The sequence below is a fragment of the Ramlibacter paludis genome (genome assembly GCF_022012305.1).
Lineage (GTDB): Bacteria > Pseudomonadota > Gammaproteobacteria > Burkholderiales > Burkholderiaceae_C > Ramlibacter > Ramlibacter paludis.
Genome location: NZ_JAKLTM010000001.1, coordinates 518,640 through 543,678 on the forward strand (window position 1 = coordinate 518,640; position 25,039 = coordinate 543,678).

Genomic DNA, 25,039 nt, shown 5'->3' on the forward strand with positions numbered 1-25,039 from the left:
CGGCATGCAACTCGATCGCGCCGCCAAAGGCGTCTACCTCATCACCGTCACGCCCTTCACCGACAGCGGTGCGCTGGACCTCGCCAGCACCGACCGCATGGTGGACTTCTGCCTGGAAAAAGGCGTCACCGGCCTCACCGTGCTGGGCATCATGGGCGAGGCCAACAAGCTCACCGCCGAAGAGTCCAGGGTGTTCGTCCGGCAGGTGCTGGCGCGCGTGGGCGGCAAGGTGCCCGTGGTGGTGGGCGCGTCCGCGCCCGGCTTTGCCGCCATGAAGGAGCTCACCGATTCGGTGATGGCGCTCGGCGCCTCCGGCGTGATGGTCGCTCCGCCGCCCAGCGTGCGCACCGACGACCAGATCGCCGCCTACTTCGCCATGGTGGCGGAGACCGTCGGCCCGCAAGTGCCCTGGGTGCTGCAGGACCATCCCGTGTCGACCACCGTGCAGATGTCGACCGCTGTCATGCTGCGCATCCTGAAGAACGCGGCGAACTGCGTGATGGTCAAGCACGAGGACTGGCCGGGCCTCGCCAAGCTCTCGGCGCTGCGCGCCGCCAGCGACAAGGGCGAGGTGCAGCGCGTCTCCATCCTCACCGGCAACGGCGGCGGCCTCTTCCTGCCGGAAGAACTGACGCGCGGCGCCGACGGCGCCATGACCGGCTTCGCCTATCCGGAGATGATGGTCGACGTGGTGGCGGCGCATGCGCGCGGCGACCGCGAACGCGCGCACGACCTGTTCGACGCCTACCTGCCGCTCGCGCGCTACGAGCAGCAGGCCGGCATCGGCCTGGCGGTGCGCAAGCGCCTGTTCAAGGACCGAGGCGTGATCGCCTCGGACTTCGTGCGCAAGCCCGGCCCCAAGCTCTCGGCCGCCGACGTGGCGGACATCGCGCTGCTGGTGCGCCGCCAGGACAAGCGCCTGCGTGAACTGAACTGACGGAGATTTCCCGTGCCCATGCCTGCCAGCGAACCGGTCCCGTCCATGGACCTGGACCCCGCCATCGTCGCCACCCTGTCGCAGGTGACGACGGCCACCTTGACCACCGTGTTGTTGAAGAAAGGCCTGCGCAACGTCTGGATGCGCGGCGCCCGGCCGATCCGCACCGGCCAGCCGCGCCTGGTGGGCCGCGCCTTCACGCTGCGCTTCGTGCCGGCGCGCGAGGACCTGGCCACGCCCGCGTCCTGGGGCTCGCCGATCTCGACGCGCGCCGCCATCGAGGACATGCCGGCCGGCTGCATCGCCGTGGTCGACTCCATGGGCGTGCAGGACGCCGGCATCTTCGGCGACATCCTCTGCGCGCGCATGGCCAAGCGCGGCATCACGGCGCTGGTCACCGACGGCGTGGTGCGTGACGTGCACGGCGTGCTGGGCACGAACCTGCCGGTCTGGTGCAGCGGCGCCGCGGCCCCGCCTTCCGTGGCCGGCCTGACCTTCGTGGCCTGGCAGCAGCCGATCGGCTGCGGCGGCGTCGCGGTGTTTCCCGGCGACGTGGTGGTGGCGGACGACGACGGCTGCGTGCTCATCCCCGCCGCCTCCCTAGCCCACGTGCTGGCGGAAGCGCCGGAGCAGGAGCGCTTCGAGGGCTGGCTGATGGAGGAAGTGAACAAGGGCGCGGCGCTGCCGGGGCTGTATCCGCCGAATGCGGAGAACAAGGCCCGCTACGAGGCGACGAAGAAGAAGTAGCGCTCCGCCTGAAAAGCAGTTTTGCGCGACGCCGCCGCCGCGCCGGCGGGATAATTCCCCGTCACCCCAGGAGTGAGAATTGATCGACAAGATCGCCCCATCCATCGCCGAGGCGCTGCAAGGCGTGCGCGACGGCGCCACGGTGCTGATCGGCGGCTTCGGCACCTCCGGCATTCCCGGCGAGCTGATCGAGGGGCTGCTGGAACAAGGCGCCAGGGACCTCACCGTCGTCAACAACAATGCCGGCAACGGCGACACCGGCCTCGCCGCACTGCTGGTCGCGGGCCGGGTGCGCAAGATCATCTGCAGCTTCCCGCGCCAGGTCGACAGCCACGTCTTCGACGGCCTCTATCGCAGCGGCAAGATCGAGCTGGAGCTGGTGCCGCAAGGCAACCTGGCCGAGCGCATGCGCGCCGCCGGCGCCGGCATCGGCGCCTTCTTCGGCCCCAGCAGCTATGGCACGCCGCTGGCCGAGGGCAAGGAAACGCGCGAGATCGACGGCAAGCACTACGTGCTGGAGTACCCGATCCGCGGCGACGTCGCGCTGATCAAGGCCGAGCGCGGTGACCGCTGGGGCAACCTGGTCTACCGCAAGGCCGCGCGCAACTTCGGCCCGGTGATGGCGATGGCGGCCAAGAAGACCATCGCCAGCGTCTACGACATCGCCGAACTCGGCGAACTCGATCCGGAGAGCGTGGTGACGCCCGGCATCTTCGTCAGCAAGATCGTCAAGATCCCGCGCGTGGCGACGCAGGCCGGCGGCTTCAGGAAGGCGGCCTGACCATGGCTTACGAAAAACGCAGCAAGGACCAGCTGGCCCAGCGCGTGGCGCGCGACATCCACGACGGCGCCTACGTCAACCTCGGCATCGGCATGCCCACAGCCGTGGCCAACCACCTGCCGGCCGGCATCGAGATCGTGCTGCATTCGGAGAACGGCATCCTCGGCATGGGCCCTGCGCCTGCGGCGGGCGCGGAAGATTACGACCTGATCAACGCCGGCAAGCAGCCCGTGACCTTGCTGCCCGGCGGCGCCTACTTCCACCACGCCGACTCCTTCGCGATGATGCGCGGCGGCCATCTCGACATCTGCGTGCTGGGCGCCTTCCAGGTCTCGGCCACCGGCGACCTCGCCAACTGGAGCACCGGCGAGCCCGGCGCCATTCCCGCTGTCGGCGGGGCGATGGACCTGGCGATCGGCGCCAAGCAGACCTGGGTGATGATGGACCTGCTCACCAAGAAGGGCGAAAGCAAGATCGTCGAGCGCTGCACCTATCCGCTCACCGGTGTCGCCTGCGTGAAGCGCATCTACACCGAACTCTGTACGCTGGAGTGCACGCCGCAGGGCCTGAAGCTGGTCGACACGGTCCCCGGCCTCTCGCACGCCGAACTGGAACAACTCGTGGGCCTGCCGATCGCAGCCTGAACCCCGTTGGAGAACCTCCCATGACCCGCCAAGCCTTCATCTGCGACGCCATCCGCACGCCCTTCGGCCGCTACGGTGGCGCGCTGTCCTCCGTGCGCACCGACGACCTCGGCGCCATCCCGCTCAAGGCGCTGATGGCGCGCAATCCCAAGGTCGACTGGGCGGCCGTCACCGACGTGCTCTATGGCTGCGCCAACCAGGCCGGCGAGGACAACCGCAACGTGGCCCGCATGGCTTCCCTGCTGGCCGGCCTCCCGATCGATGTGCCGGGCGCCACCATCAACCGCCTGTGCGGCTCCGGCCTCGACGCCGTGGGCAGCGCCGCGCGCGCCATCAAGGCGGGCGAAGCCGGGCTGATGATCGCCGGCGGCGTGGAGAGCATGAGCCGCGCGCCCTTCGTCATGCCCAAGGCCGAAAGCGCCTTCTCGCGCGCCAACGCGGTCTACGACACCACCATCGGCTGGCGCTTCGTCAACAAGCGGATGAAGGAGCTGTACGGCGTCGACTCCATGCCGGAGACGGCGGAGAACGTCGCGGTCGACTACAAGATCGAGCGTGAAGCGCAGGACCGCATGGCCCTGGCCTCGCAGCTGAAGGCGGTGGCGGCGCAGAAGAACGGCTTCTTCGATGCCGAGATCACGCCGGTGACCATTCCGCAGAAGAAGGGCGAGGCGTTCGTCGTCGGCAAGGACGAACACCCGCGCGAGACTTCGCTGGAGGCGCTGGCCAAGCTGAAGGGCGTCGTGAAGCCCGACGGCAGCGTGACCGCCGGCAACGCCAGCGGCGTCAACGACGGCGCCTGCGCGCTGCTGCTGGCCGACGAGGCCACGGCCGCCAAGAACGGCCTCACGCCGCGCGCCCGCGTGGTCGGCATGGCCACCGCCGGCGTCGCGCCGCGGGTGATGGGCATCGGCCCCGCGCCCGCCACGCAGAAGGTGCTGGCGCTGACCGGCATCACGTTGGACCAGATCGACGTGATCGAACTGAACGAGGCCTTTGCCGCGCAGGGCCTGGCCGTGCTGCGCATGCTGGGGCTGAAGGACGATGACGCGCGCGTCAACATCAACGGCGGCGCCATTGCGCTCGGCCACCCGCTGGGCGCCTCCGGTGCGCGGCTGGCGACCACCGCGGTGAACCAGCTGCACAAGGGCGGCGGACGCTATGCGCTGTGCACCATGTGCATCGGGGTGGGGCAGGGGATTGCGGTGATCCTGGAACGGGTCTGACGTCATCCCCGCGGAGGCGGGGATCCAGGGCGCCCTGGATTCCCGCCTTCGCGGGAATGACAAATCTCTTCCGAGCGCCGGAAAACTGAATTCCGCCGCACCTCCTTGCACCCGCGCGGGGCGCGCAAGACACTGCGCCCCATGGAGACAAACAAGATTCGCCGCCGCGGCCTGCTCGCGGCCGCCTCGGGCGCCGCGCTGGCCGGCCTGGCCGGCTGCGCGGCCACCGTGCCGCTCACCCCCCAACCCATCTCGGTCATCAGCTTCGGCGGCGGCTTCAACCTGCCGCTGTGGGCCGCGCGCGACCAGGGCTTCTTCGCGAAGCACGGGCTCGTGGCCGACCTGCAGGTCACGCCCGACTCGAAGAACGTCTTCAACGGCCTGATGGAAGGCCGCTACCAGGTCGCCATCACCGCCTTCGACAACATCGTCGCCTACCAGGAAGGCCAGGGCGAGCTGAAGTTCGATCCGCCCAGCGACTTCTTCGCCTTCATGGGCTCGGACGACGGCTTCCTGAGCCTGGTCGCCGTGCCCGAGGTGAAGAGCGTCGCGCAGCTCAAAGGCAAGACCGTGTCGGTCGACGCCATGAGCAACGGCTTCTCCTTCGCGCTGCGCGAGATGCTGGCGCGCAACGGCGTCGCCGAGTCCGACGTCAAATGGGCGCGTGCCGGCGGCACCGACCGCCGCTTCGCCGCGCTGATGGAGCGCCAGCACGACGCGACGATGCTGCGCGCGCCCTTCGACCTGCAGGCCACCAACCGCGGATTCAACCAGCTCGCGACCGCGCGCGAGGTGATCGGTCCTTACCTGGGCATCGTGGGCGCCGCGCGCCGCAGCTGGGCGCGCGAGCATCCGGCCCAGGTCGTCGCATTCATCCGCGCGTACCGCGATGCGGTGCGCTGGCTGGAGGACCCCGCCAACCGCTCCGCCGCCGAGGCGCTGCTGGTGCGCAACGTGCCGAACATGAGCCCGCAGATCGCGCAGCAGTCCGCGGCGCTGATGCTGGACCCGAAGAGCGGCTTCTTCGCCGACGCCGGCATGGAGCCGCGCGCGGTGCAGGCCGTGCTGGCGCTGCGCGGCAAGCTGGGCGAGCCGGCGCGCACGCTGGACAACCCCGACAAGTACCTCGACCGCCGCTACTGGCGCGAGGCCATGGCGCGTTGATGCAAGGAAGACAAGGGATGGCGAACGCAATCGGATGGATAGGCCTGGGCCGCATGGGCGAGGCGATGGTCAAGCGGCTGCTGAAGGCCGGCCACGGCGTCAGCGTGTGGAACCGCACGCGCAGCAAGGCCGAACCGCTGGCCGATTACGGCGCGGAGATCGTGCGCGACAAGACGGATCTCGCCGCCTGCGAATTGGTCTTCACCATGGTGTCGACGACCGACGACCTCAAGGAGGTGTTGTTCGGCGAGGGTGGCCTGGTGAGCGGGGCGAAGAAGCCCAAGGTCGTGGTCGATTCCTCCTCGATCTCGCAGGAGGGCTCGGCCGAGATCCGCGAGCGGCTCGAAGCGATGAACGTCGCCTACCTCTGCACGCCGGTCTCCGGCAACGCCAAGGTGGCCAAGGCGGGCAAGCTGCTGATCGTCGCTTCCGGACCCAAGGCGCTGTACGAGCGCGCCCAGCCCTACCTGCAGGCCATGGGCCGCAAGGCGATGTGGGTGGGCGAGGGCGAGCTGGCGCGCATCTGGAAGATCGCGCACAACACCATGTTCGGCGTGATCATCCAGAACCTGTGCGAGATCACGGTGCTGGCCGAGAAGGCGGGCATTCCGCGCCACGTGTTCCTGGAGAGCATCAACGACTCGGTGCTCGGCTCCATGTACACGAAGTACAAGACGCCCATGCTCACCAACCTCACCTTCGACCAGGTCACCTTCACGCCCAAGCTGCTGCTGAAGGACATGGACCTGGGCATGGGCGCGGCCAAGGCGCATGGCGTCGCCATGCCGGCCGCCGCGGCGACGCGTGAATCGGTGGCGCGGCTGGTCGGTCGCGGCTACGAAGACATCGACTTCGCGGTGCTGCTGCTGGAGATGGCCAAGGACGCCGGCGTGGAGCTCAAGCCCGACAACGTGAAGATGACCGACGGCCTCGAAGGAGACAACAAATGAAGCGACTCATTGCCCTCGTCGCCGCCACGCTCGTGGCCGGCGGCGCTTTCGCCCAAGGCGCGTGGCCCAGCAAGCCGATCAGGCTGGTGGTGCCGTTCACCGCCGGCAGCGGCACGGACATCATTGCCCGCACCGTCGGTGACGTCATGGCCAAGGGCCTGGGCCAGCCGGTGATCGTCGACAACAAGCCGGGCGCGGGCGGCACGATAGGCGCCGCGCAGGTGGCCAAGAGCGAGCCTGATGGCTACACGGTGCTGATCCACTCCTCGGGCCACGCGCTCAATCCGGCGATCTATCCGAGCCTGTCCTACGACACCATCAAGGACCTGACGGGCGTCACGCCGCTGGCGGCCTTGCCCAACGTGATGGTCGTGTCGCCCACGCGCGGCTGGAAGACGGTGGCGGACGTCGTCGCCGCCGCCAAGGCCAAGCCGGGCCAGCTGAACTACGCGTCCGCCGGCGTCGGCAGCGCGACGCACCTCAACGCAGAGAAGTTCAAGTTGCAGGCCGGGATCGATGCCGTGCACGTGCCCTTCAAGGGAACGCCGGAGGCATTGAGCGACGTGATCGGCGGCCGCAACGACTGGTTCTTCGCGCCGCTGTCTTCCGCACTGCCGCTGATCAAGGACGGCAAGCTGCAGGCGCTGGCGGTCAGCACGGCCAAGCGCTCCCCTTCGCTGCCCGACGTGCCGACCACGGTGGAAGCCGGCGTGCCCGGCTCGGACTACACCTTCTGGGTCGGCATGATCGTGCCGGCCGCGACGCCGGCGCCGGTGGTCAAGCGCCTGCACGACGAAGCGCTCAAGGCGCTGGCCAGTCCCGAAGTGAAGGAGCGCATGGCCAGGCTGGGCGCCGACGCCTTCACGATGGAGCCGGCTGCCTTCAACGCCTACATCAAGACCGAGATGGACGCGGCGGCCACCATCGCCAAGGCCGCGAACCTCAAGGCGCAGTGATGCGCCTGCACATCGTCGGCGCCGGCAAGATGGGGCTGCCGATGGCGCGGCACTTCGCCGCGGCCGGCCATGCGGTGAGCGTGCACGACGCGGATGCGCAGCGCCTGGCGCTGGCGCGTGCGGCGGGGCTGGAGGTCGCGGCCGCCGGGCTCGCATCCGCCGACGTCGTGCTGTCGTCCTTGCCGCACGACGCGGCCCTGCTGGCGGTCGGCGAAGAAGTTGCGCGCGGCGCACCACGCGGCGCGCTCTACGTCGACACCAGCACGGTCTCGCAGGAGGCTTCGGCGCGGGTCGCCGCGCAATGCGATGCGGCCGGCGTGCGCTACCTGCGTGCCACCGTTTCCGGCAATAACCACATGGCCGAAGCCGCGCAGCTGAGGGTGATGGCTTCCGGCCCGCGCGAGGCCTACGAAGCCGCGCTGCCGCTGTTCCGTTTGCTGGGCCCCGCGCAGTTCTACCTGGGCGACGCCGAGCAGGCGCGGCTGATGAAGCTGGTGGTCAACCTGATGATCGCGCAGACCAGCGCCATGCTCGCCGAGGCGCTGGCGCTGGGCCGCAAGGGCGGCCTGCAGTGGTCGGACATGTGGGAGGTGCTGGGCGCCAGCGCGGTGGCCTCGCCCATCGTCAAGGCCAAGGCCGTGCAGCTGTCGCGGCGCGACTTCACGCCGACCTTCACCGTCGAACAGATGACCAAGGACCTGGGCCTGATCCTCGACGCGGGCGCCGTCGCACACGTGCCTTTGCCGCAGACGGCCGCCACGCTGCAGCTGATGCAGGCGGCCATCGCGCAAGGCGACGGCGGCGCCGATTACGCGGCGATCATCAAGACCGTGGAGCGCGCTGCCGGCCTGGTTCCCTGAGCTGCCCGGCAGTTCTATGGGCGGCGTCCTACGTCGCAGGGCTTCGGCGTCTTCGACGATGGGAGACCCATTCCCCCGATCAAGGTGCCCATGAAACGCTTTCTCATTTCCGCCATGGCCGCGGCCGTCGCCATTGCCAGCCCCGCGGTCTTCGCCGCCGTCAGCAAGAAGGACCAGGAGTTCTTCACCAAGGCCGCCGGTGGCGGCATGTTCGAAGTGGAGGCCGGCAAGCTGGCCCAGAGCAAGGGCCAGAGCGACGGCGTCAAGTCCTTCGGCAGCATGCTGGAGAAGGACCACGGCGCCGCCAACGAGGAACTGAAGGCGCTGGCGGCCAAGAAGGGCGCCAAGCTGCCGGACGCCGTCCCCGCGAAGATGCAGAAGACGCTGGACAAGCTGGCCAAGTCGAAGCACTTCGACCAGGACTTCGTCAAGGAAGTGGGCCTGCACGACCACAAGACCGACATCGCCCTGTTCGAGAAGACCGCCAAGGGCGCCTCCGACGCCGACGTCAAGGCCTTCGCTTCCAAGACCTTGCCCACGCTGAAGGAACACCTGAAGCACGCCGAAGGCCTGAAGAAGGGCGGCAAGCACTGATCCGTTAGGATCGCGGGCATCGAAGGAGATGCCCGCATGAAGACCCCTGCCGTTTCCCGCCGCGCCTTTGCCACCGGCGCCGTCGCCCTGGCCCTCGTGGCGGCGCTGCCCGCGCTGGCGCAGAAGCCCGCGCACAAGAACCAGGTCGTGATGCAGGTCAGCGACAACGACCCGGCCAAGTGGAACCTCGCGCTGAACAACGCGGCCAACCTGCAGAAGGACCTGGGGATGGACGACGTCGAGCTCGAGATCGTCGCCTATGGCCCGGGCATCGGCATGCTGAAGGCCGACTCGCCGGTGGCCGCGCGCATCTCCAGCGCGCTGGGCAACGGCGTCAAGGTCGTGGCGTGCGAGAACACCATGGCCGGCCAGAAGCTGCAGAAGTCGGACATGCTGCCGAACATCGGCTACGTGCAGGCCGGCGTCGTCGAGTTGATGAAGAAGCAGCAGCAGGGCTGGGCGTACATCCGCCCGTAGCCCCCCTCAATACCCGAACCGCGCCGTCCACTTCCGCTCGTACTCCATCCGCTCGAAGTGCTCGGCGATGAAGTCGATGAAGGTCCGCACCTTCGCCGACAGGTGCTTGCGGCTCGGGTAGGCGAGGTTGATCGTCAGCCGCGGCAGGTCCCAGGCGTCCAGCACCGGCACCAGCCGGCCGGCGACGATGTCGTCGTAGAGGATGTAGGTCGGCTGCACCAGGATGCCCAGCCCCTCCAGCGCCGCGGCGCGCAGCACCTGGCCGTCGTTCGATTCCAGCACGCCTTTCACCGCCACCGTGGTGGTCTCGCCGTCGCGCGTGAAGCGCAGCTCGTGCGGATGGTTGGCATAGGTGTAGACCAGCAGCGCGTGCTTGGCCAGGTCGTCCAGCCCCTGGGGCGTGCCGGCTTTCGCCAGGTAGCCAGGCGAGGCGGCGAGGATGCGGCGCGTTTCCGCCAGCCGCCGGATGCTGATGTTCGAGTCCGGCTCCATCTCGCGCGTGCGGATGGCGACGTCGATGTTGTTGTCGATCAGGTCCAGGTAGCGGTTGGCCGTCTCCACGTGCACGCTCACGTTCGGGTAGCGCCGCGTGTACTCGGGCAGCAGCGGCGCGATGTGGTGCATCGAGAACGACAGCGAAGCCGTCACCCGCAGCGTGCCCGTGGGGTTGAGCGTGGACGCGTTGACCGCCGATTCGGCATCCTGCAGGTCGGCCAGGATGGACTTGCTGCGGCGCAGGAACTCCTGCCCCGGCTCGGTGAGGAACAGCCGCCGCGTGTTGCGCTCCACCAGGCGCGCGCCCAGCCGCTCCTCCAGCGCCGACAGGTGGCGGCTGGCGGCGGCATTGGACAGCCCCAGGGCGTCCGCGGCGCGGCTCAGGCTGCCGGTTTCGGCCACCTGCACGAACAGTTCCATCTCGGTCCAGCGATCCAAGACTGCGTCTCCTTTGCGCGCGGCGGAAAACTCATTTGCCCAGCCGCGCTTTCCCAAATTATGGCCTCGCCCTAGAGTGCTCCCATGCGCAACCTCACCCAGGACAACATCACCCAGGCCGTCATCGCGCGCCTGGCGCAGACGCCCGACCCGCGATTGAAGGCGATCCTGACCAGCCTGGTGCAGCACCTGCACGCCTTCGCGCGCGAGGTGAAGCTGACCGAGGGCGAGTGGATGCAGGGCATCGAATTCCTCACGCGGGTGGGCCACATCACCGACGCCCAGCGGCAGGAGTTCATCCTGCTGTCGGACACGCTGGGCCTGTCGATGCTGACCGTGGCGATGAACAACGACAAGCCGGCCGGCTGCACCGAAGCCACCGTGTTCGGCCCCTTCTACGTGGAAGACGCGCCGAGCTTCGACCTGGGCGAAGACGTCGCGCGCGGCGCCCCCGGCGAGCCCTGCGACGTGAGCGGCGTGGTGCGCGGGCTGGGCGGCGAGCCGGTGGCCGGGGCCGAGATCCACGTCTGGCAAGCCGACGCCGAAGGCAAGTACGACGTGCAGCGCGGCGAGGCGCACGGCCACCGGGCGCGCGGCGTGCTGCATGCCAACGGCAAGGGCGAGTACCACTTCCGCTCCATCCTGGCCGAGGCCTACCCGATTCCCGACGACGGCCCGGTGGGCGACATGCTCAAGGCCACCGGGCGCCATCCGTGGCGACCGGCGCACCTGCACTTCATGATCAAGGCGCCAGGCTACGAGACGCTGATCACGCACGTGTTCCGCAACGGCGACCCTTATCTCGATTCGGATGCGGTGTTCGGCGTGCGCCAGTCGCTGGTGGCCGACTGGGTGAAGCAGCCGGACGGCCGGTACAAGGTCGAATACGACTTCGTGCTGAATCCCGCAGGAGAAGCGCGTTGATCCGCCACGTGGTGATGTGGAACGTGCGCGGCGCCAACCAGGCGGAGAAGGACGCGGCCGTCGCCCAGCTGCGCCGCAGCTTCCTCAGCCTGCGCGGCCGCGTGCCGGGCCTGCTGGAGCTGGAGGTCGGCGCCGATTCGAGCCGGGTCGACTACGCCTGCGACGTCGTGCTGCTGACGCTCTTCGATTCGCAGGTGGCGCTGGACGCCTATGCGAACCATCCCGAGCACCTGCGGGTGAAGCAGGAGATCGGCGACCTGCGCATCGCCCGGCACCAGGTCGATTACGAGGTGGATTGAGATGGCACGACAGACCCTGATCCGCGGCGCGACGGTCATCACCATGGACCGCCAGGGCGACTTGCCGGTGGCCGACGTGCTGGTGCGCGGCGACACCCTCCTGGAGATCGCGCCCTCGCTGCAGGTGGAGGACGCCGAGGTGGTCGACGCCGCCGGCTGCATCGTCATTCCCGGCCTGGTCAACGCGCACATGCACACCTGGCAGACGGCGCTGCGCGGCGTGGCCGCCAACTGGACGCTGCTGGAGTACTTCCAGAAGATGCATGCCGGCCTGGCCACCGTCTTCACGCCGGCCGACCTGCGCATTGCCACCCGCATGGGCGCACTGAATCAGTTGAATTGCGGCACCACCACGCTGGCCGACTGGTGCCACAACAACCCGACGCCGGCGCACAACGACGCCGCCATCGAGGGCCTGCGCGCCAGCGGCATCCGCGCCGCCTTCTTCCACGGCACGCCCAAGCCCGATCCCAAGCCGGGGCAGGTGCCGTTCTGGGAAGTGCCGCATCCGCGCGCGGAAGTCGAGCGCCTCCTGAAGGCGCACCAGGGCGACCCGCTGCTCACCATCCATGCCGCGGTGCTCGGCCCGCACTATTCGACCCTGCCGGTGGCGCTGCACGACTTCCGCATGGCGCGCGAGCTGGGCATCATCGCTTCGCTGCACCAGGGCGGCGGTCCGGCGCGCACCCCCGATGGCTGGGAGCGGCTGGAGCAGGAAGGCCTGCTCGGGCCGCAGATCAACATCGTGCACGGCCACGCCTTGAGCGACGCGCAGCTGGAACGCTTCTGCGCGCTCGGCATGAGCTTCTCCGCGGCGGCGGAAAGCGAGATGTCGCAAGGCCACGGCCATCCGCTCACCGGACGCTTGCGGCAATTCGGCCGCGCGCCATCGCTGGGCGTCGACCTGGAGAGCGTGCTTTCCGGCGACATGCTCACGCAGGCCCGCGTGGCGCTGGGCATCCAGCGCAGCCTGGACAACGTGGCCTACCGCGCCGAGCACGGCAGCATTCCGCCGACCTCCACCATCACCACGCGCGAGGCGCTGGCCTGGGTCACCATCGAAGGCGCGCGCATGCTGCAGCAGCAGGACCGCATCGGTTCGCTCGCCGCCGGCAAGCAGGCGGACCTGGTCGTGATCCGCGCCAGCGACCTCAACATGCAGCCGGTGCACGACGCGGTGAGTTCGGTGGTCTTCCAGGCGTCGCTCGCGAACATCGACAGCGTGATGGTGGCCGGCCAGTGGAAGAAGCGTGGCGGCAAGCTGGTGGGCGTGGATCTCGCGCCCGGGCTGGAGGAGCTGCGTGCGTCGGGCCGCAAGATCACCGCGGCGCTCGGACTGGCGCCATGAATCCCTTCACCTACATCGCCCGCCCGGCCCGCGTGCTGTTCGGTGCCGGCACCCTTCAGCAACTGCCTGCCGAGGTCGACCGGCTGGGCGCGCGCAAGGCGATCGTGCTGTCCACGCCGGAGCAGCGCGCTTCGGCGCAGCAGGTGGCCGATCTCCTGGGCACGCGCGCCGCGGGGATCTTCGACCGTGCCGTGATGCACGTGCCGATCGAGACCGCGCGCGAAGCGCGTGCCTTCGCAGCCAGCCACGGCGCCGACTGCGCGGTGGCCATCGGCGGCGGTTCCACGGTGGGCCTCGGCAAGGCCATCGCGCTCGAATCGGCGCTGCCCGTCATCGCCATCCCGACCACCTACGCCGGCTCGGAGATGACCACCATCTACGGCATCACGGAAGGCGGCATGAAGAAGACGGGGCGCGCCGACCAGGTGCTGCCGCGCACGGTGCTGTACGACCCCGAGCTCTCCGCCGGACTGCCGGTGGGCCTGAGCATCACCAGCGGCATCAACGCCATCGCGCATGCCGCAGAAGGCCTGTACTCGGTGACCACCAATCCCATCATCGAGATCATGGCGCAGCAGGGCATGGAGGCGCTGGGGCGCGCGCTGCCGCGCATCAAGGCGAACGCGCGCGACATGGAGGCGCGCAGCGATGCGCTCTATGGCGCGTGGCTGTGCGGCACGGTGCTGGCGTCGGTCGACATGGCCTTGCACCACAAGCTGTGCCACACGCTGGGCGGCAGCTTCAACCTGCCGCATGCCGAGACCCACACCATCGTGCTGCCGCATGCGCTGGCCTACAACGCCGCGGCGGCGCCGGAGGCCATGCGCAAGATCGCGCAGGCACTCCAAGGCAGCAGCGCCGCGCAGGCGGTCTACGACCTGGCGCACGACAACGGCGCGCCCGTGGCGCTGAAGGACATCGGGATGCGCGAGACCGACCTGGACCAGGCCTGCGACATCGCCTTGTCCAACCAGTACCCGAACCCGCGGCCGCTGGAACGCGCCGCGATCCGGCAGCTGCTGCAGGACGCCTGGGAAGGCCGGCGTCCCGGCTAGCGGCTAGCGGCTAGCGCTTCCCGCCCAGGAGTCCGCCGAGCACGTTGCCCAGGCCGCCGAGGCCGCCCAGCCCGCCGCCGCTGCGCATCGCTTCGCCACCCTGCTTGGCGAGGTAGCCCGTCGCCAGCATCGCCAGCAGCGGCAGCATCTTCTTCAGCAGCGAAGGGTCGAGCCCGGTATGCCCCGCGGCCTCCTGCGCCACTTCGCGGCTCACGTCCTTGGAACCGAAGATCTGTCCCAGCACCTGGTTGCCCTGGCTCACGTCCGTGGGTTCCGGCGCCAGCACCTGGTCCATCAGGCCGCCGCCGCCCAGGCGTCCCAGCAAGTCGCCGAGGCCGCCGAGGCCGCTGCCGCCCTGTCCCTGCTTCTGCAAGCCGCCCAGGATCGCAGGCAGCAGCGCGGCCGCGCCGGTCTGGGCCTGCTGCGTGTCCACGCCGAGCTCGCGCGCGATCGATTCCAGCCCGCCCGTCTGGGCCAGCAAGTCGGTGATCTGCATGGCGTGTCCTCAGTCGAGCAGTTCGGCCGGCACCTTGCCGCCGTTGGCCGCCAGCTTCTGCATCACCGCCTTGTGCAGCCAGGTGTTCATCTGCGCCGAGTCGGCCATCAGGTTGGCGGGGCAGCCCAGTTCCTTGGCCAGCTCCTTGCGCGCGTCGAGGCTGCTGTCGATGTCGAGCAGCTTCAGCAGGTCGACGATGGAGGTGCGCCAGTTGAGTTTCTGCGCATTGGCCGCCGCTTTCTGTTCGAGTTGCGCGGTGACGTCGACCTGCGTTGCCGGCTTGGCCGCGGCCGCCGATGCCGCGGGCGCCGCGCCTGCTCCAGCGACGCTGGTGTTGGGGGCCGCCGGCGCCGCGGGCGTGCGCAGCATCTCGTCGACCTTGCCCGCCCCCGCGTCCATGCCCAGCTTGCCCAGGATCTTGCTGAAGAACCCCATGTGAAACCTCCATGCTGCCGCGCTGCGCGGCCGGGCTGGCAGCGCTTGCGAGTGCAGGCCCATCATCGCCAAATCCGGGGTCGGCAGGTGTTTCCGCGCGTTGCCGCGGAAGATTTCGGCCCCGTCCTACCGGGACGCCAAAGCCGGGCCACTAGGGTGGGCAGCGTGGACCACAACGCACGACAACAAGGCCACCCGCCCCGCGGCGTCCTGGCCGCCATCAGCGGACTGCTGATCTCCATGCTGCTGGCCTCGCTGGACCAGACGATCGTCGGCACGGCGCTGCCGGTGATCGTCGGCGAGCTCGGCGGGCTGGAGCGCCTGTCGTGGGTCGTCACCTCCTACCTGCTCGCGCAGACCGTCGCCACGCCGGTGTACGGCAAGCTGGGCGACCTGTACGGCCGCAAACGCATGATGCAGGTGGCCGTGCTCATCTTCCTGGTCGGCTCCGTGCTGTGCGGCATGGCGCGCAACATGCCCGAGCTGATCGCATTCCGTGCGCTGCAAGGGCTGGGCGGCGGCGGGCTGATGGTGACGGCGATGGCGGTGATCGCCGACGTGCTGCCGCCGCGCGAGCGCGGCCGCTACCAGGGCCTGTTCGGCGCGGTGTTCGGCCTGTCGAGCGCGGCCGGGCCGGTCATTGGCGGCTACTTCTCCACCCACCTGTCGTGGCGCTGGATCTTCTACATCAACCTGCCGCTGGGCCTGCTCGCGCTGGCGCTGATCGCCACCACCCTGCCGGCGTCGCCCAAGCGTGCCAGGCCGCGCATCGACTACCTGGGTGCTGCGCTGCTGGCCCTCGGCCTGGCCGCCATCGTGCTGGTGACGGACCTGGGCGGCAACAAGGCGGCCCTGCACGAGCCCTGGCTGCTGGCGCTGGCCGCCGCCGGGCTCGCTGCCCTGGTCGCGTTCCCCTTCGTCGAGATGCGTGCGGCGGAACCGATCCTGCCGCTGCGGCTTTTCAAGCAGAGGGCTTTCCTCGTCGCATCGGGTGTCGGGCTGGTGGTCGGCTTCGCGATGTTCGGCTCGGTCACCTACATCCCCATCTTCCTGCAGGTCGCCAAGGGCGACACGCCGACCGCCGCCGGGCTGCAGATGCTGCCGCTGATCGCCGGCATGCTGGTGTCGTCGATCGCATCGGGCCAGATCATCAGCCGCACGGGCCGCTACCGCATCTTCCCGATCGTCGGCACCGGGCTGATGACCGTGGCGCTGTTCGCGCTGTCGACCATCCGCGCCGATAGCGGCATGCCCTTCATCCTGGCGCTGGCGCTGCTGCTCGGGCTGGGCATCGGCATGGTGATGCAGGTGCTGGTGATCGCGGTGCAGAACGCGGTCGACTACCGCGACCTCGGCGTCGCGACGGCGGGCTCGACCTTGTTCCGCTCGATCGGCGGCGCGGTGGGCACGGCGGCGCTGGGCGCGGTGTTCCTGGCGGCGGTGGCGCGCGGTTTGCCCGGCATCGACATCCCGAACATCCAGGAAGTGGCGCAGATGACGCCGGAAGCGCGCGCGGTCTACGCGAGCGCCTTCGCGCGCGGCATGGCCACCGTCTTCGAAGTCGCGGCCGTGGTTGCGCTGGCCGGCTTCGCCCTCAGCTGGCTGCTGCCGCAGAAGAAGCTGCGCGACACGCTCGCTGCCGCCAGCGCCGACGTGGGCGAGGAAACCAGCCAGGCCATGGCCCTGCCCAGCGCGCCTGCACCCGACGACGAACTGGTGCGCGGCCTGGCCGCGGTGATGGACCAGGACCTGCGCCGGCACCACATCGGGCTGGTGGTGCAACGCGCGGGGCTCACGCTGGCGCCGGCTTCGGCCTGGCTGCTGGTGCGGCTGAACGAAGCGCCGCAGGCGCAGCTGGTCGACCTGGTTCCGGCATCGCCCTTCACCGCCGCCGAAGTGGACGGCGCCGCCGCCGATCTCGCTGCGCAGGGCCTGGTGCTGCAGGAAGCCTCCGGCGCCTGGGAGTTGACGCAAGCCGGTTGCGCCGACCTGGCGCGGCTGGTGGAAGCGCGCAAGCAGCACCTGCAGGAAGTCTTCGGCCAGTGGACCACGCAGCAGCAGTCGGAACTGGCGCAGCTGCTGCAGCGCCTGGCGCCGCAGCTGGTGCCGGCCGCGCGCCGCCTGTCTTCCGCCAACCCCTCGAGTTGATCGCACGCCAGCGGCGAGGTGGGACCAAGGTCCCATGGTGGGCCGCGCCCGCCGGCCCATGATGAACTCCATGTGGCCGCGCATCCTGAAGGTCGCGCGCAGCCTGCCGGTGCTGGCAGTCGCCGGACTGTTCGTGGCCTGGCTGCTCGCCGGCTTCTTCCTCGTCGATCCGCTCGCGCGCAAGCTGCTGCCCTGGGCCGGCGAACGCTACCTGGCCAGCCGGCTGCAGGCGCAGCGCGTCGACTTCAATCCGCTCACGCTGGAGTTGCGCGTGCAGGGCCTCGCGCTGGCGGAGCCCGGCGGCGAGCCGCTGGCGGGCGTCGAGAACCTCTACCTCGACCTCGGCGTCGACGGCCTCGCGCGCTGGGCCTGGCGCATCCATGCCATCGAACTGCAGCGGCCCCATGCGCGCTTCGTGGTCCGGCAGGGCGGCGCCTCGAACTGGAATGCCTTGATCGCCAGGCTGCGCGAAGACGCCGGGCCGCCGTCCGACCGGATGGCGCGCCTGCTCATCGACCGCATCCGCATCGCCGACGGCGACATCCTCTACAGCGACGCCGACCGGCCCGGGGAGCCGTTCGAGGCTGCGTTCAAGCCGCTGGGCATCGAGCTCGCCGCGATTTCCACCTTGCCCGAGGACCGCGGCGAGTACCTCATCGCCGCGCGCCTGCCGCAGCAGGGTGCCACCTTGCGCTGGAAGGGCGACATCGCGCTGAACCCGCTGGTTTCGCAGGGCGAGGTGGCACTGGAAGGCGCGCATCTCGAACGCCTGCGCCGGCTGGTGGAGGACCGCATCGGGCTGGCGCCCAGCGGCACGCTGGCGGCGGCGCTGCACTACCGCTTCGCGCTGCTGCGCGCGCGCTCGCACGCGGACGTTCCCTCGCTGGTCGTCACGGGCGCCAACCTGCAGGTGCGCGACTTCGCGCTGGCGCCGCGCGACGGCGGCGAGCCGCTGCTGCAACTCGCCGAGGCGCGCGTGAGCGATGCCGCCTTCGATCTCCTCAAGCGCGAGATCGCGGTCGGCGCGCTGCACCTGCAAGGCGGCAAGGTGAGGGCCAGCCGCGACGCGCAGGGCGTGCTGGATTGGCAGGCGCTACTGGCGTCCGCGCCGGCAAGCGGCAGCAATGCGGCGGCGGCTGGAGACGATGCCCCGCCCTGGAAATTCGCGCTGCGCGACTTGCGCCTCACCGATTGGTCCGCCCGCTTCACCGACCATGGCTATGCCACGCCGCTGGAAGCCAGCGCCGAGGCCTTCGAACTGAGCGCCGCGGTTGCCGGAGAGCTTGGCGCCACGCCGCTGCTGGGCGTGGGACCGGTGAATGCTTCGGCCGGCCCGGTGCGGCTGGTGTCGGGGGCGCAGCAGGTGGCGCAGCTGCAGCGCGTCGCCTTGAGCAACGGGCTGCTGGCCCTGCCGGAGAACCGGCTGCGCATCGACGCCATCGCACTGACCGGCGCGCGCGCGGAAGTTCTGCGCGACAAGGACCAGCGCGTCAACTGGATGGAAATCCTGCGCAGGAGCGTGGAGCCGCCCGCCGCGGCGACGCCGGCCTCTGCGCCGCCCGACCTGCGCGTCGCGCGCCTGAGTGCGGACGACATCCAGCTGCGCGTGAGCGACTCCGCCGGCGGCACGCCGGTCACGCTGGACCTGGCCGGCGGCCGCGTCGCGCTCAGCGACGTCGGCCTGGATCTGGAGCGCGCGATCCCGCTGGAGGCCGCCTTCTCGCTGCAGCAGGGCGGGCGCTTCGAAGCGAAAGGCACGATCACGCCGGCACGGCCTGCGGGGCGGCTCGACCTGAAGCTGGCCGGCCTGGCGCTCGCGCCCTTCGCACCTTACGTCAACCAGTTCGCGCGCCTGAAGCTGCAGTCGGGATCGGCCGGCGTGCAGGGCAAGCTGGCCTTCGCGCCGGCCAAGGCCGGCGTGGGCCTGGCTTTCAACGGCGGCTTCCAGGTGGACGACCTGGCCATCGTGGAGGAAGAGGGCGGGGCGCCTTTCCTCGGCTGGAAGAAGCTGTCGTCGGGCAGCACCAGCATCTCGCTGGGCCCCGACCGCGTGCACATCGGCGAAGTGGTGGCCGTCAAGCCGCTGGTGAAGGTGATCATCTTCGAGGACCAGTCGCTCAACCTCACGCGCATGCTGCGGACGAGCGCGGCGCTGCCCGCAGCCGCGCCCGCGCCCGCGCAGCAGCAGGCGCAGGCTGTGTTCCCGGTTGCGATCGAGCGCCTGCGCATCGTCGACGCCGATGCGGAATTCGCCGACCTGTCGCTGCGGCCGCAGTTCGGCACCGGCATGCACGCGCTGAACGGCGTGGTCACCGGGCTTTCGAGCGATCCCGCCGCGAACGCGCAGGTCGAACTCGATGGCAAGGTCGAGGAGTTCGGCTCGGCGCGCATCCGCGGCGCGATCCAGCCTTTCCGCGCCACCGAGTTCACCGACCTCGGCCTCGCCTTCCGCAACCTGGAGATGACGCGGCTGACGCCGTACTCCGGCAAGTTCGCGGGCCGCCGCATCGAGTCGGGCCGGCTTTCCGTGGACCTGCAGTACAAGGTGCAGGCGCGCCAGCTGGCCGGCGCCAACAAGTTCGTGATCCAGAAGCTGCGGCTGGGCGAGAACGTGGACAGCCCAGGCGCGATGAAGCTGCCGCTGGACCTGGCCATTGCGCTGCTGGAGGACAGCGACGGCGTGATCGACCTCGACCTGCCGGTCTCCGGCAGCCTCGACGATCCGCAATTCAGCTATGGCGCCATCGTCTGGAAGGCCGTCGTCAACGTGCTCAAGAAACTGGTGACGGCGCCGTTCCGCGCGCTCGGCGCCGCGCTGGGGATGAACACCGACACGCTGGAAGCGGTGGGCTTCGATCCGGGCAGCAGCGTGCTGCTGCCGCCGGAACAGGAAAAGCTGAAGCTGCTGGCCGAAGCGCTCGCGAAGCGGCCGGCCCTGACCGTGACAATCGCGCCGGGCTACGACCCGGGAGCCGACCGGCGGGCGCTGCAGGAGACGGCGATGCGGCGCGAGGCGGCGACGGCGGCCAGCCTCAAGCTCACACCGGGCCAGGATCCGGGGCCGGTGGACGTCAACAACTACAAGGTGCAGACCTGGCTGGAGGAGCGCTATGCGGCAAGCGCCGGCAAGCAGGACTACCAGCAGCTGCGCGCGGGCTACCAGGACAAGGACGCGGGTGCGGTCACGCGCCTGCTGCAGTCACAGACGCTGGAGCGCCTGGGCCGCAGCTTCAAGGAACGCGATGCCGGGCCGGCTTCGGCCTTCCACGCCGAGCTGCTGGAGCGCCTGACGGTCCAGGTGGCCGTGGCCGACGACGCGCTGCTGGCGCTGGCGCAGCAGCGCGCGCAGGCGATGCGCGAAGCGGTCGTGAAACTGGGCTTGCAGGAAAGCCGGGTGGCGGTCGGCGCACCTGCGCCGCACGCGCTCAAGGACAAGATGGTGGCCAGCGGACTGGCGCTGGGCGCGGGCAGCGCGGCCCCGGCGCGTCCGCCGACCGCGCAAAGCCCTGCGCCTACTTCAGCAGGTACTCCCGGATGAACATCACCGTGGCGTAGAACTGGAAGTCCTGGTTCGGCTTCTTGCCGAAGCCATGACCCTCGTTGTTGGCGGTGAGGAACCACACCGGCGCGCCGTTGGCGCGGATGGTGCGCACCATCTGGTCCGATTCGCTCCACGGCACGCGCGGGTCGTTCTTGCCCTGCACCACGAACACGGGATGCCGGATCTTCGCGGCATGCGTCATGGGCGCGATGCGCTGCAGGAACTCGCGCATCTTCGGGTCGCGCTCGTCGCCGTATTCCACCCGCCGCAGGTCGCGGCGGTAGGACTCGGTGTTCTCCAGGAAGGTGACCAGGTTGGACATGCCCACCACCGGCAGCGCCGCGCGCAGGCGATCGCTGTACAGGTAGGAGAGCGCCCAGGTCATGTGGCCGCCGTAGCTGCCGCCGGTGACCATCACGCGCGAGGCATCCAGGTCGGGCTGCTGCGCGATCCAGTCCAGCAGCGCGCCTATGTCCTTGTACGTGTTCTCGCGCAGCATGCCGTTGTCCAGCGCGACGAAGGTCTTGCCGAAGCCGGTGGAGCCGCGCACGTTCGGGTCGATCACCGCCACGCCCAGCTCGTTGACGAAGTAGTTGCGCCGGCCCTTGTACGAAGGCAGCGACTGGCCTTCGGGCCCGCCATGGATGTCGATGATCACCGGCCGCTTGCCGGTGAACTTCGCCGGCGGCTGCGTCAGCCAGCCCGAGATTTCCAGGCCGTCGAAGCTTTTCCACTTCACCAGCTTCGGGACCTGGATCGCATCGCGATTGAGGCCGCCCAACTCGCTTTCGGTCCAGGGCCGCGCGCGGTTGGTCGCGAGGTCGACCGACCAGGCGTCGCCCGGCGTGCGCGGGTTGTACGACTGCACGGCCAGTTCGCAGCCGTCCTTGTGGAACTTGGGGCGGCCGAGGATGCCGGGCGGCAATCCTTCCACCGTGCGCTCGCGCCCGCTGGCCACGTCGCGCAGGCGCACGACGAAGTTGCCGGCTTCGTTGCTGGTGTAGGCAATGCTGCGGCCGTCCTCGCTGACGTCGAAGTCGGCGATGTCCCAAGGCACGTGGGTGCTGAGGTAGTCGTAGCGGCCGGTGGCGAGGTCGAGGCGCGCGAGGCGCTGGAACTCGAAGTCGCGATCGGTGGTGACCCACAGGCCGCGGCCATCGACGGTGAACCGGGCGCCGCCGTACGCCACCTTGGCGCCGCCCTTGGGCGTGACGAGTTTCTTCGTCCCGGTCTTCAGGTCGGCCAGCCAGAGGTAGCTCTCGTTGATCGAAATGAACTCCTGCAGCACCAGCTGCATGCCGTCGCGCGACCAGTCCTGCACTTCCCAGCCGCCGCCTTCCAGCTGCAGCACGAGCTTGTCGCTGCGCGGGTCGCGCGGGTCCATCACGTACAGGTCGGCGTCCTTGCGGTTGCGGCGGGTCGAGTGGTAGGCGATGCGCTCGCCGTCCTGCGACCACGTCGCGCCGGTGTTGCGCGATGCGCCGTCGGTCAGCAGCGTCACGCGGCCATCGGCCATGTCCTGGCGGTAGTACTGGTACCACTCGCCGCCGCCAACGTCCTTGCTGAAGATGAAGAAGTCGCCGCGGGTCGGTTGCCACAGCGCGGCGCCGACGCGCTCGTTGAAGAAGGTCAGCTGCGTGCGCGCCCCGAGCGGCGCGCGCACCAGGTGCACCTGCGGCGTTTCGGCAAAGCGGGTGGAGACCAGCATCTCGTGGCGCACCGGGTGCCAGTCGAGGAAGCGGGCGGAGCGGGCTTCGGTGTAGCGGCGCACTTCCTCGGCCAGGGCGGCGGGAATCGGCGGAATGCCTTCGGCAACCAGGTTTTCGTTGGGCGACAGCACCGCCGGGGCCGGCTGCGCGTGGACTGCGCCGGCTGCCAGCAGCAGCGCCGCGAGCGTGAATCGAAGCATGGGAACCGGCTCCTGCCGACAAAACGGCGGATTGTAGGGTGGGTTCGCGCCAGCGACCCCACCGCCGCCCCGGCACTTACCCGCGATTGAAGCGCTTCTTCAGGTCCGCCATGCAGCTGTCACGCTCTTCGCCCAGCAAGCCGCAGCGCGCCTTTTCCGAGGCGAACTTCTCTTCCTGCGTGGCCTGGACCGGTGCCGCCGCGTGGGCGGACTTCTGCAGCCGCCGCGAGGCTTCCACCCGCTCGATCTTGGCGCGCCGCACGGCGGCTTCATGCACGTGGTCGGCCTTCGCCTTGCAGGCGTCCTTGGCCGGGCCCTTGGCATCGTCGCACTTCTGCTTGGCGACGTCGTACTCTGCGTCCGCCAGCGCCATCATCTTGCCGCGGTCGGCTTCGGGGCTGGGCTGGTATTCGGCCTTCAGGTCGGCCAGCGCCACCCGCGCCCGTCCCTTGGCGGCGGCGCGGCAGATGTCCTTGGCGTTGCCCTGCGATTTGTCGCAGGCCTGGAGCTCGGTGTCCTGCTTCGCTTCGATGCGGTCTTTCATCGCCTTGTAGGCGTCCTTGCTCATGCCGCCGCCGCCCGCAAAGGCGCTGCCGGCGGCCGCGATGCAGATTGCGGTGAGGAGGGTGCGTGCATTCATGGTGTCGCACTGTGGCACTGCGCGGCCGTGGCGCCCGCAGGCGGGCGCAGTCCCATCTTGTGGGAGTACACCGACAAGATTCCCTCAGGCGGGGCGGCGCCTCGCCAATTGCGGGCCGACGAGAACGCAGGCCAGCGCGCAGAACACCAGCAGCGCGCCCAGCCATTGCAGCCCCGTCACGCGCTCCCCCAGCAGCAGGATGCCGGCCAGCAGGCCGATCAGCGGCACGCCCAGGCTGAAGGGCGCGACGCGGCTGGCGGGAAAGCGCTTGAGCAGGCCGGTCCACAGGCCATAGGCGAGGTTGGTGGCCAGCCAGCCGAGGATGGCCAGGGCGCCCCAGGCCTGCCAGGGCGCGTGCAGCCAGTTTGCCTGGGCCGCCGGCGGATCCAGCAGCCAGCTCAGGCCCAGGAAGGGCAGGATGGGCACCGCGCTGGCCCAGGCGACGAAGGAGAGCGGCTCGAAGGCGCTGCCTTCCTGCTGCGCCTTGCGCACGACGATGTTGGAGGCGGCCCAGCTCGCGGCGGACGCCAGGTTCAGCACGAGGCCCCAGCCGGTCACCGCGCTGCTGCCGGGCGCCAGCGCGAAGTTCGCGGCAAAGCAGGCCAGGCCGAGGGCCGCGCAGGCCATGCCGCCTTTCAGCGCGCCGCCGATGCGCTCGTGCAGCAGCAGCACGCCGAGCAGCGCGGTGAAGAAGACCTGCGTCTGCATCAGCACCGAGGCCAGGGCCGCCGTCATGCCGACATGCAGCGCGACGAACAGGAAGCCGAACTGGCCCAGGCCCTGCGTCAGCCCGAAAGCGAGTACCCAGCGCGCCCGCACGCTGGGCCGCGGCACCAGCAAGGCAAGCGGCAGGAAGGCAAAGACGAAGCGACCGGCGCCCATCTGGAAGGGCGTGAACGACGCCAGGCCGACCTTCATCACGACGAAGTTCATGCCCCAGACCAGGACCACGACGAGGATGGCAAGGATGTCGCGTGGCTTGAGCTGGGGTGCGGCTTGCATGCCGCGATTGTCGGCGCTCAGCGCACGAGCGGCCGGCCGCGCATGCCATGCGGTCCCGCGCCGGCGTCCAGCAGCAGGCGCGGCAGGGCCTCGTTGGCGGCGGCGAGCTGCTTCTCGTCCAGTTTCGCGAGCAGGGTCTTCAGGGCTTCGGACAGTTCCTCGGTGCGCGCATAGCCGTTCTGCGCCGCGCCCAGCCGCATCTGCATGGCTTGCTGCGCCGTGACCGCACCGTCGTCGGGGCCGCGTTGCGGCGGAACGGCCCGCAGCGCGAGGTAGGCGGCGTGGAAGCGTTCCCACGCCGGGGATTGCTCCGGCGTCACCAGCAGCCGCATGCGCACCTGGTACAGCTGGTCGGCCGGCGAGGGCGCTGCGATCTCCGCCGGCATGTCGCGCATGGGCTCGCCGCCGCGCGGTCCGCCGCGCATGGGGCCGCCCATCGAGCCCCCCGTGCCGCCGGGAAAGCCCATCTGCGCCGCGGCGGGCAGCGCCAGGCAGGTTGCGAAAGCGAGGGCCGCAAGCCCGCGCGCAGGAGAAGAGGGGAGGTAGGCCATGGTGGAATCCTGCGCCGCAATCTTGCAGACATCTGGGAGCCGGGCGCAACGCGCAAACTCTTTATATTTCGACTATTATCGAAATATGGAAGAAACAGAAGTCGTCCGCGCGCTGGCCGCCCTGGCCCATCCGGCCCGCCTGCAGGCTTTCCGCGCCCTGGTCGTCGTCGGCCAGGCCGGCCTCACGCCCGCCACCATGGCCGAGGGCCTGGGCATGCCCGGCGCGACGCTGTCCTTCCACCTGAAGGAATTGATGAACGCCGGCCTGGTCACGCAGGAGCGGGTGGGCCGCAACCTGGTCTACCGGGCCGGCTACGAACTCATGAACGGCGTGCTGGCGTACCTGACGGCGCATTGCTGCCAGGGCGCCGCGTACGCCGTCGAAACCCCCGCCGCAGGCTGCGGCTGCTGAAAGGAGAGTC

At 69.8% G+C, this 25,039-nt stretch carries 25 protein-coding genes; 18 read left to right on the plus strand and 7 right to left on the minus strand.

The genetic code is table 11. The features are described from left to right. The first annotated feature begins 4 nt into the window (after positions 1-4). The 11 genes from LZ009_RS02690 (at position 5) to LZ009_RS02740 (ending at position 9,336) form a co-directional block, all read left to right on the plus strand. Positions 5-937, plus strand: a complete 933-nt coding sequence (locus tag LZ009_RS02690) for a dihydrodipicolinate synthase family protein (protein ID WP_275696328.1) — start codon at positions 5-7, stop codon at positions 935-937. 18 nt (positions 938-955) lie between these two features. Next, a complete protein-coding gene (locus tag LZ009_RS02695) occupies positions 956-1,684 on the plus strand; it encodes a ribonuclease activity regulator RraA (RefSeq protein WP_275696329.1) in 729 nt (242 codons plus the stop codon). Between the two features lie 79 nt (positions 1,685-1,763). Further along, the gene (locus LZ009_RS02700; protein ID WP_275696330.1) at positions 1,764-2,465 is read left to right on the plus strand and encodes a 3-oxoacid CoA-transferase subunit A; all 702 of its coding nucleotides are present in this window, start codon (positions 1,764-1,766) and stop codon (positions 2,463-2,465) included. A 2-nt stretch (positions 2,466-2,467) separates the two neighbouring features. After that, positions 2,468-3,109: a 3-oxoacid CoA-transferase subunit B gene (locus tag LZ009_RS02705; RefSeq protein WP_275696331.1), complete on the plus strand. Its 642-nt coding sequence runs from the start codon at positions 2,468-2,470 to the stop codon at positions 3,107-3,109. Between the two features lie 20 nt (positions 3,110-3,129). Beyond that, positions 3,130-4,335 (plus strand): 3-oxoadipyl-CoA thiolase, encoded by a 1,206-nt coding sequence (gene pcaF, locus LZ009_RS02710; protein ID WP_275696332.1) that lies wholly within the window; start codon positions 3,130-3,132, stop codon positions 4,333-4,335. Positions 4,336-4,476: 141 nt separating this feature from the next. Continuing rightward, positions 4,477-5,499 carry an ABC transporter substrate-binding protein gene (locus LZ009_RS02715; RefSeq protein ID WP_275696333.1) on the plus strand — a complete coding sequence of 341 codons (1,023 nt, stop codon included), beginning with the start codon at positions 4,477-4,479 and terminating at the stop codon, positions 5,497-5,499. Positions 5,500-5,516: 17 nt separating this feature from the next. After that, entirely contained in the window at positions 5,517-6,449 is a 933-nt protein-coding gene (locus LZ009_RS02720) for an NAD(P)-dependent oxidoreductase (RefSeq protein ID WP_275696334.1), read from the plus strand. Then, on the plus strand, positions 6,446-7,405 hold the full coding sequence (locus LZ009_RS02725) for a tripartite tricarboxylate transporter substrate binding protein (RefSeq protein WP_275696335.1): 960 nt from the start codon (positions 6,446-6,448) through the stop codon (positions 7,403-7,405). Before LZ009_RS02720 ends, LZ009_RS02725 begins: the two co-directional genes overlap by 4 nt. Beyond that, positions 7,405-8,265, plus strand: a complete 861-nt coding sequence (locus LZ009_RS02730) for an NAD(P)-dependent oxidoreductase (protein WP_275696336.1) — start codon at positions 7,405-7,407, stop codon at positions 8,263-8,265. Before LZ009_RS02725 ends, LZ009_RS02730 begins: the two co-directional genes overlap by 1 nt. 90 nt (positions 8,266-8,355) lie before the next feature. Next, positions 8,356-8,859: a DUF4142 domain-containing protein gene (locus tag LZ009_RS02735; protein ID WP_275696337.1), complete on the plus strand. Its 504-nt coding sequence runs from the start codon at positions 8,356-8,358 to the stop codon at positions 8,857-8,859. Between the two features lie 36 nt (positions 8,860-8,895). After that, on the plus strand, positions 8,896-9,336 hold the full coding sequence (locus LZ009_RS02740; protein WP_275696338.1) for a DsrE family protein: 441 nt from the start codon (positions 8,896-8,898) through the stop codon (positions 9,334-9,336). Positions 9,337-9,342: 6 nt separating this feature from the next. Here the strand turns inward: LZ009_RS02740 and LZ009_RS02745 are convergent, their stop codons facing one another. Further along, complete coding sequence (locus LZ009_RS02745) at positions 9,343-10,269, minus strand: LysR family transcriptional regulator (RefSeq protein ID WP_275696339.1); 927 nt, start codon at positions 10,267-10,269, stop codon at positions 9,343-9,345. Positions 10,270-10,353: 84 nt separating this feature from the next. Here LZ009_RS02745 and LZ009_RS02750 point away from each other — a divergent pair, with 84 nt between their 5' ends. From LZ009_RS02750 to LZ009_RS02765, 4 genes are read left to right on the plus strand one after another with little or no spacing between them, the layout of a single operon-like run. Further along, complete coding sequence (locus LZ009_RS02750; protein ID WP_275696340.1) at positions 10,354-11,193, plus strand: intradiol ring-cleavage dioxygenase; 840 nt, start codon at positions 10,354-10,356, stop codon at positions 11,191-11,193. Further along, a complete protein-coding gene (locus LZ009_RS02755; RefSeq protein WP_275696341.1) occupies positions 11,190-11,492 on the plus strand; it encodes a Dabb family protein in 303 nt (100 codons plus the stop codon). Before LZ009_RS02750 ends, LZ009_RS02755 begins: the two co-directional genes overlap by 4 nt. A 1-nt stretch (position 11,493) precedes the next feature. Next, complete coding sequence (locus LZ009_RS02760) at positions 11,494-12,840, plus strand: amidohydrolase family protein (protein WP_275696342.1); 1,347 nt, start codon at positions 11,494-11,496, stop codon at positions 12,838-12,840. Beyond that, positions 12,837-13,895, plus strand: coding sequence for a maleylacetate reductase (locus tag LZ009_RS02765; RefSeq protein ID WP_275696343.1), 1,059 nt, complete (start codon positions 12,837-12,839; stop codon positions 13,893-13,895). Before LZ009_RS02760 ends, LZ009_RS02765 begins: the two co-directional genes overlap by 4 nt. Positions 13,896-13,905: 10 nt before the next feature. On the opposite strand, the gene LZ009_RS02770 is transcribed toward LZ009_RS02765, so the two are convergent. Then, a complete protein-coding gene (locus tag LZ009_RS02770; RefSeq protein WP_275696344.1) occupies positions 13,906-14,391 on the minus strand; it encodes a DUF937 domain-containing protein in 486 nt (161 codons plus the stop codon). Positions 14,392-14,400: 9 nt separating this feature from the next. After that, complete coding sequence (locus tag LZ009_RS02775; RefSeq protein WP_275696345.1) at positions 14,401-14,826, minus strand: DUF3597 domain-containing protein; 426 nt, start codon at positions 14,824-14,826, stop codon at positions 14,401-14,403. A gap of 165 nt (positions 14,827-14,991) precedes the next feature. Here LZ009_RS02775 and LZ009_RS02780 point away from each other — a divergent pair, with 165 nt between their 5' ends. Then, positions 14,992-16,974, plus strand: a complete 1,983-nt coding sequence (locus tag LZ009_RS02780) for an MDR family MFS transporter (protein ID WP_275696346.1) — start codon at positions 14,992-14,994, stop codon at positions 16,972-16,974. A 70-nt stretch (positions 16,975-17,044) separates the two neighbouring features. Next, the gene (locus LZ009_RS02785; protein ID WP_275696347.1) at positions 17,045-20,512 is read left to right on the plus strand and encodes a DUF748 domain-containing protein; all 3,468 of its coding nucleotides are present in this window, start codon (positions 17,045-17,047) and stop codon (positions 20,510-20,512) included. On the opposite strand, the gene LZ009_RS02790 is transcribed toward LZ009_RS02785, so the two are convergent. The 4 genes from LZ009_RS02790 to LZ009_RS02805 form a co-directional block, all read right to left on the minus strand. Then, on the minus strand, positions 20,487-22,424 hold the full coding sequence (locus LZ009_RS02790; RefSeq protein WP_275696348.1) for a S9 family peptidase: 1,938 nt from the start codon (positions 22,422-22,424) through the stop codon (positions 20,487-20,489). The two genes, LZ009_RS02785 and LZ009_RS02790, sit on opposite strands and share 26 nt — an antisense overlap. A 76-nt stretch (positions 22,425-22,500) precedes the next feature. Further along, positions 22,501-23,064 carry a hypothetical protein gene (locus tag LZ009_RS02795; protein ID WP_275696349.1) on the minus strand — a complete coding sequence of 188 codons (564 nt, stop codon included), beginning with the start codon at positions 23,062-23,064 and terminating at the stop codon, positions 22,501-22,503. Between the two features lie 84 nt (positions 23,065-23,148). Continuing rightward, positions 23,149-24,066, minus strand: coding sequence for an EamA family transporter (locus LZ009_RS02800; protein WP_275696350.1), 918 nt, complete (start codon positions 24,064-24,066; stop codon positions 23,149-23,151). Positions 24,067-24,083: 17 nt separating this feature from the next. Beyond that, the gene (locus LZ009_RS02805) at positions 24,084-24,617 is read right to left on the minus strand and encodes a hypothetical protein (RefSeq protein ID WP_275696351.1); all 534 of its coding nucleotides are present in this window, start codon (positions 24,615-24,617) and stop codon (positions 24,084-24,086) included. An 85-nt stretch (positions 24,618-24,702) separates the two neighbouring features. On the opposite strand from LZ009_RS02805, the gene LZ009_RS02810 reads away from it, so the two are divergent. Next, positions 24,703-25,029 (plus strand): ArsR/SmtB family transcription factor, encoded by a 327-nt coding sequence (locus LZ009_RS02810; RefSeq protein WP_275696352.1) that lies wholly within the window; start codon positions 24,703-24,705, stop codon positions 25,027-25,029. Positions 25,030-25,039 lie beyond the last annotated feature (10 nt).

Bases quoted from the DNA above. Each gene is read 5' to 3' on its own strand.
- LZ009_RS02690 (WP_275696328.1), top strand. From the start codon at position 5: ATGCAACTCGATCGCGCCGCCAAAGGCGTCTACCTCATCACCGTCACG.
- LZ009_RS02695 (WP_275696329.1), top strand. From the start codon at position 956: ATGCCTGCCAGCGAACCGGTCCCGTCCATGGACCTGGACCCCGCCATC.
- LZ009_RS02705 (WP_275696331.1), top strand. From the start codon at position 2,468: ATGGCTTACGAAAAACGCAGCAAGGACCAGCTGGCCCAGCGCGTGGCG.
- pcaF (WP_275696332.1), top strand. From the start codon at position 3,130: ATGACCCGCCAAGCCTTCATCTGCGACGCCATCCGCACGCCCTTCGGC.
- LZ009_RS02715 (WP_275696333.1), top strand. From the start codon at position 4,477: ATGGAGACAAACAAGATTCGCCGCCGCGGCCTGCTCGCGGCCGCCTCG.
- LZ009_RS02720 (WP_275696334.1), top strand. From the start codon at position 5,517: ATGGCGAACGCAATCGGATGGATAGGCCTGGGCCGCATGGGCGAGGCG.
- LZ009_RS02725 (WP_275696335.1), top strand. From the start codon at position 6,446: ATGAAGCGACTCATTGCCCTCGTCGCCGCCACGCTCGTGGCCGGCGGC.
- LZ009_RS02730 (WP_275696336.1), top strand. From the start codon at position 7,405: ATGCGCCTGCACATCGTCGGCGCCGGCAAGATGGGGCTGCCGATGGCG.
- LZ009_RS02735 (WP_275696337.1), top strand. From the start codon at position 8,356: ATGAAACGCTTTCTCATTTCCGCCATGGCCGCGGCCGTCGCCATTGCC.
- LZ009_RS02740 (WP_275696338.1), top strand. From the start codon at position 8,896: ATGAAGACCCCTGCCGTTTCCCGCCGCGCCTTTGCCACCGGCGCCGTC.
- LZ009_RS02750 (WP_275696340.1), top strand. From the start codon at position 10,354: ATGCGCAACCTCACCCAGGACAACATCACCCAGGCCGTCATCGCGCGC.
- LZ009_RS02760 (WP_275696342.1), top strand. From the start codon at position 11,494: ATGGCACGACAGACCCTGATCCGCGGCGCGACGGTCATCACCATGGAC.
- LZ009_RS02765 (WP_275696343.1), top strand. From the start codon at position 12,837: ATGAATCCCTTCACCTACATCGCCCGCCCGGCCCGCGTGCTGTTCGGT.
- LZ009_RS02770 (WP_275696344.1), bottom strand. From the start codon at position 14,391: ATGCAGATCACCGACTTGCTGGCCCAGACGGGCGGGCTGGAATCGATC.
- LZ009_RS02775 (WP_275696345.1), bottom strand. From the start codon at position 14,826: ATGGGGTTCTTCAGCAAGATCCTGGGCAAGCTGGGCATGGACGCGGGG.
- LZ009_RS02785 (WP_275696347.1), top strand. From the start codon at position 17,045: ATGTGGCCGCGCATCCTGAAGGTCGCGCGCAGCCTGCCGGTGCTGGCA.
- LZ009_RS02790 (WP_275696348.1), bottom strand. From the start codon at position 22,424: ATGCTTCGATTCACGCTCGCGGCGCTGCTGCTGGCAGCCGGCGCAGTC.
- LZ009_RS02795 (WP_275696349.1), bottom strand. From the start codon at position 23,064: ATGAATGCACGCACCCTCCTCACCGCAATCTGCATCGCGGCCGCCGGC.
- LZ009_RS02800 (WP_275696350.1), bottom strand. From the start codon at position 24,066: ATGCAAGCCGCACCCCAGCTCAAGCCACGCGACATCCTTGCCATCCTC.
- LZ009_RS02805 (WP_275696351.1), bottom strand. From the start codon at position 24,617: ATGGCCTACCTCCCCTCTTCTCCTGCGCGCGGGCTTGCGGCCCTCGCT.
- LZ009_RS02810 (WP_275696352.1), top strand. From the start codon at position 24,703: ATGGAAGAAACAGAAGTCGTCCGCGCGCTGGCCGCCCTGGCCCATCCG.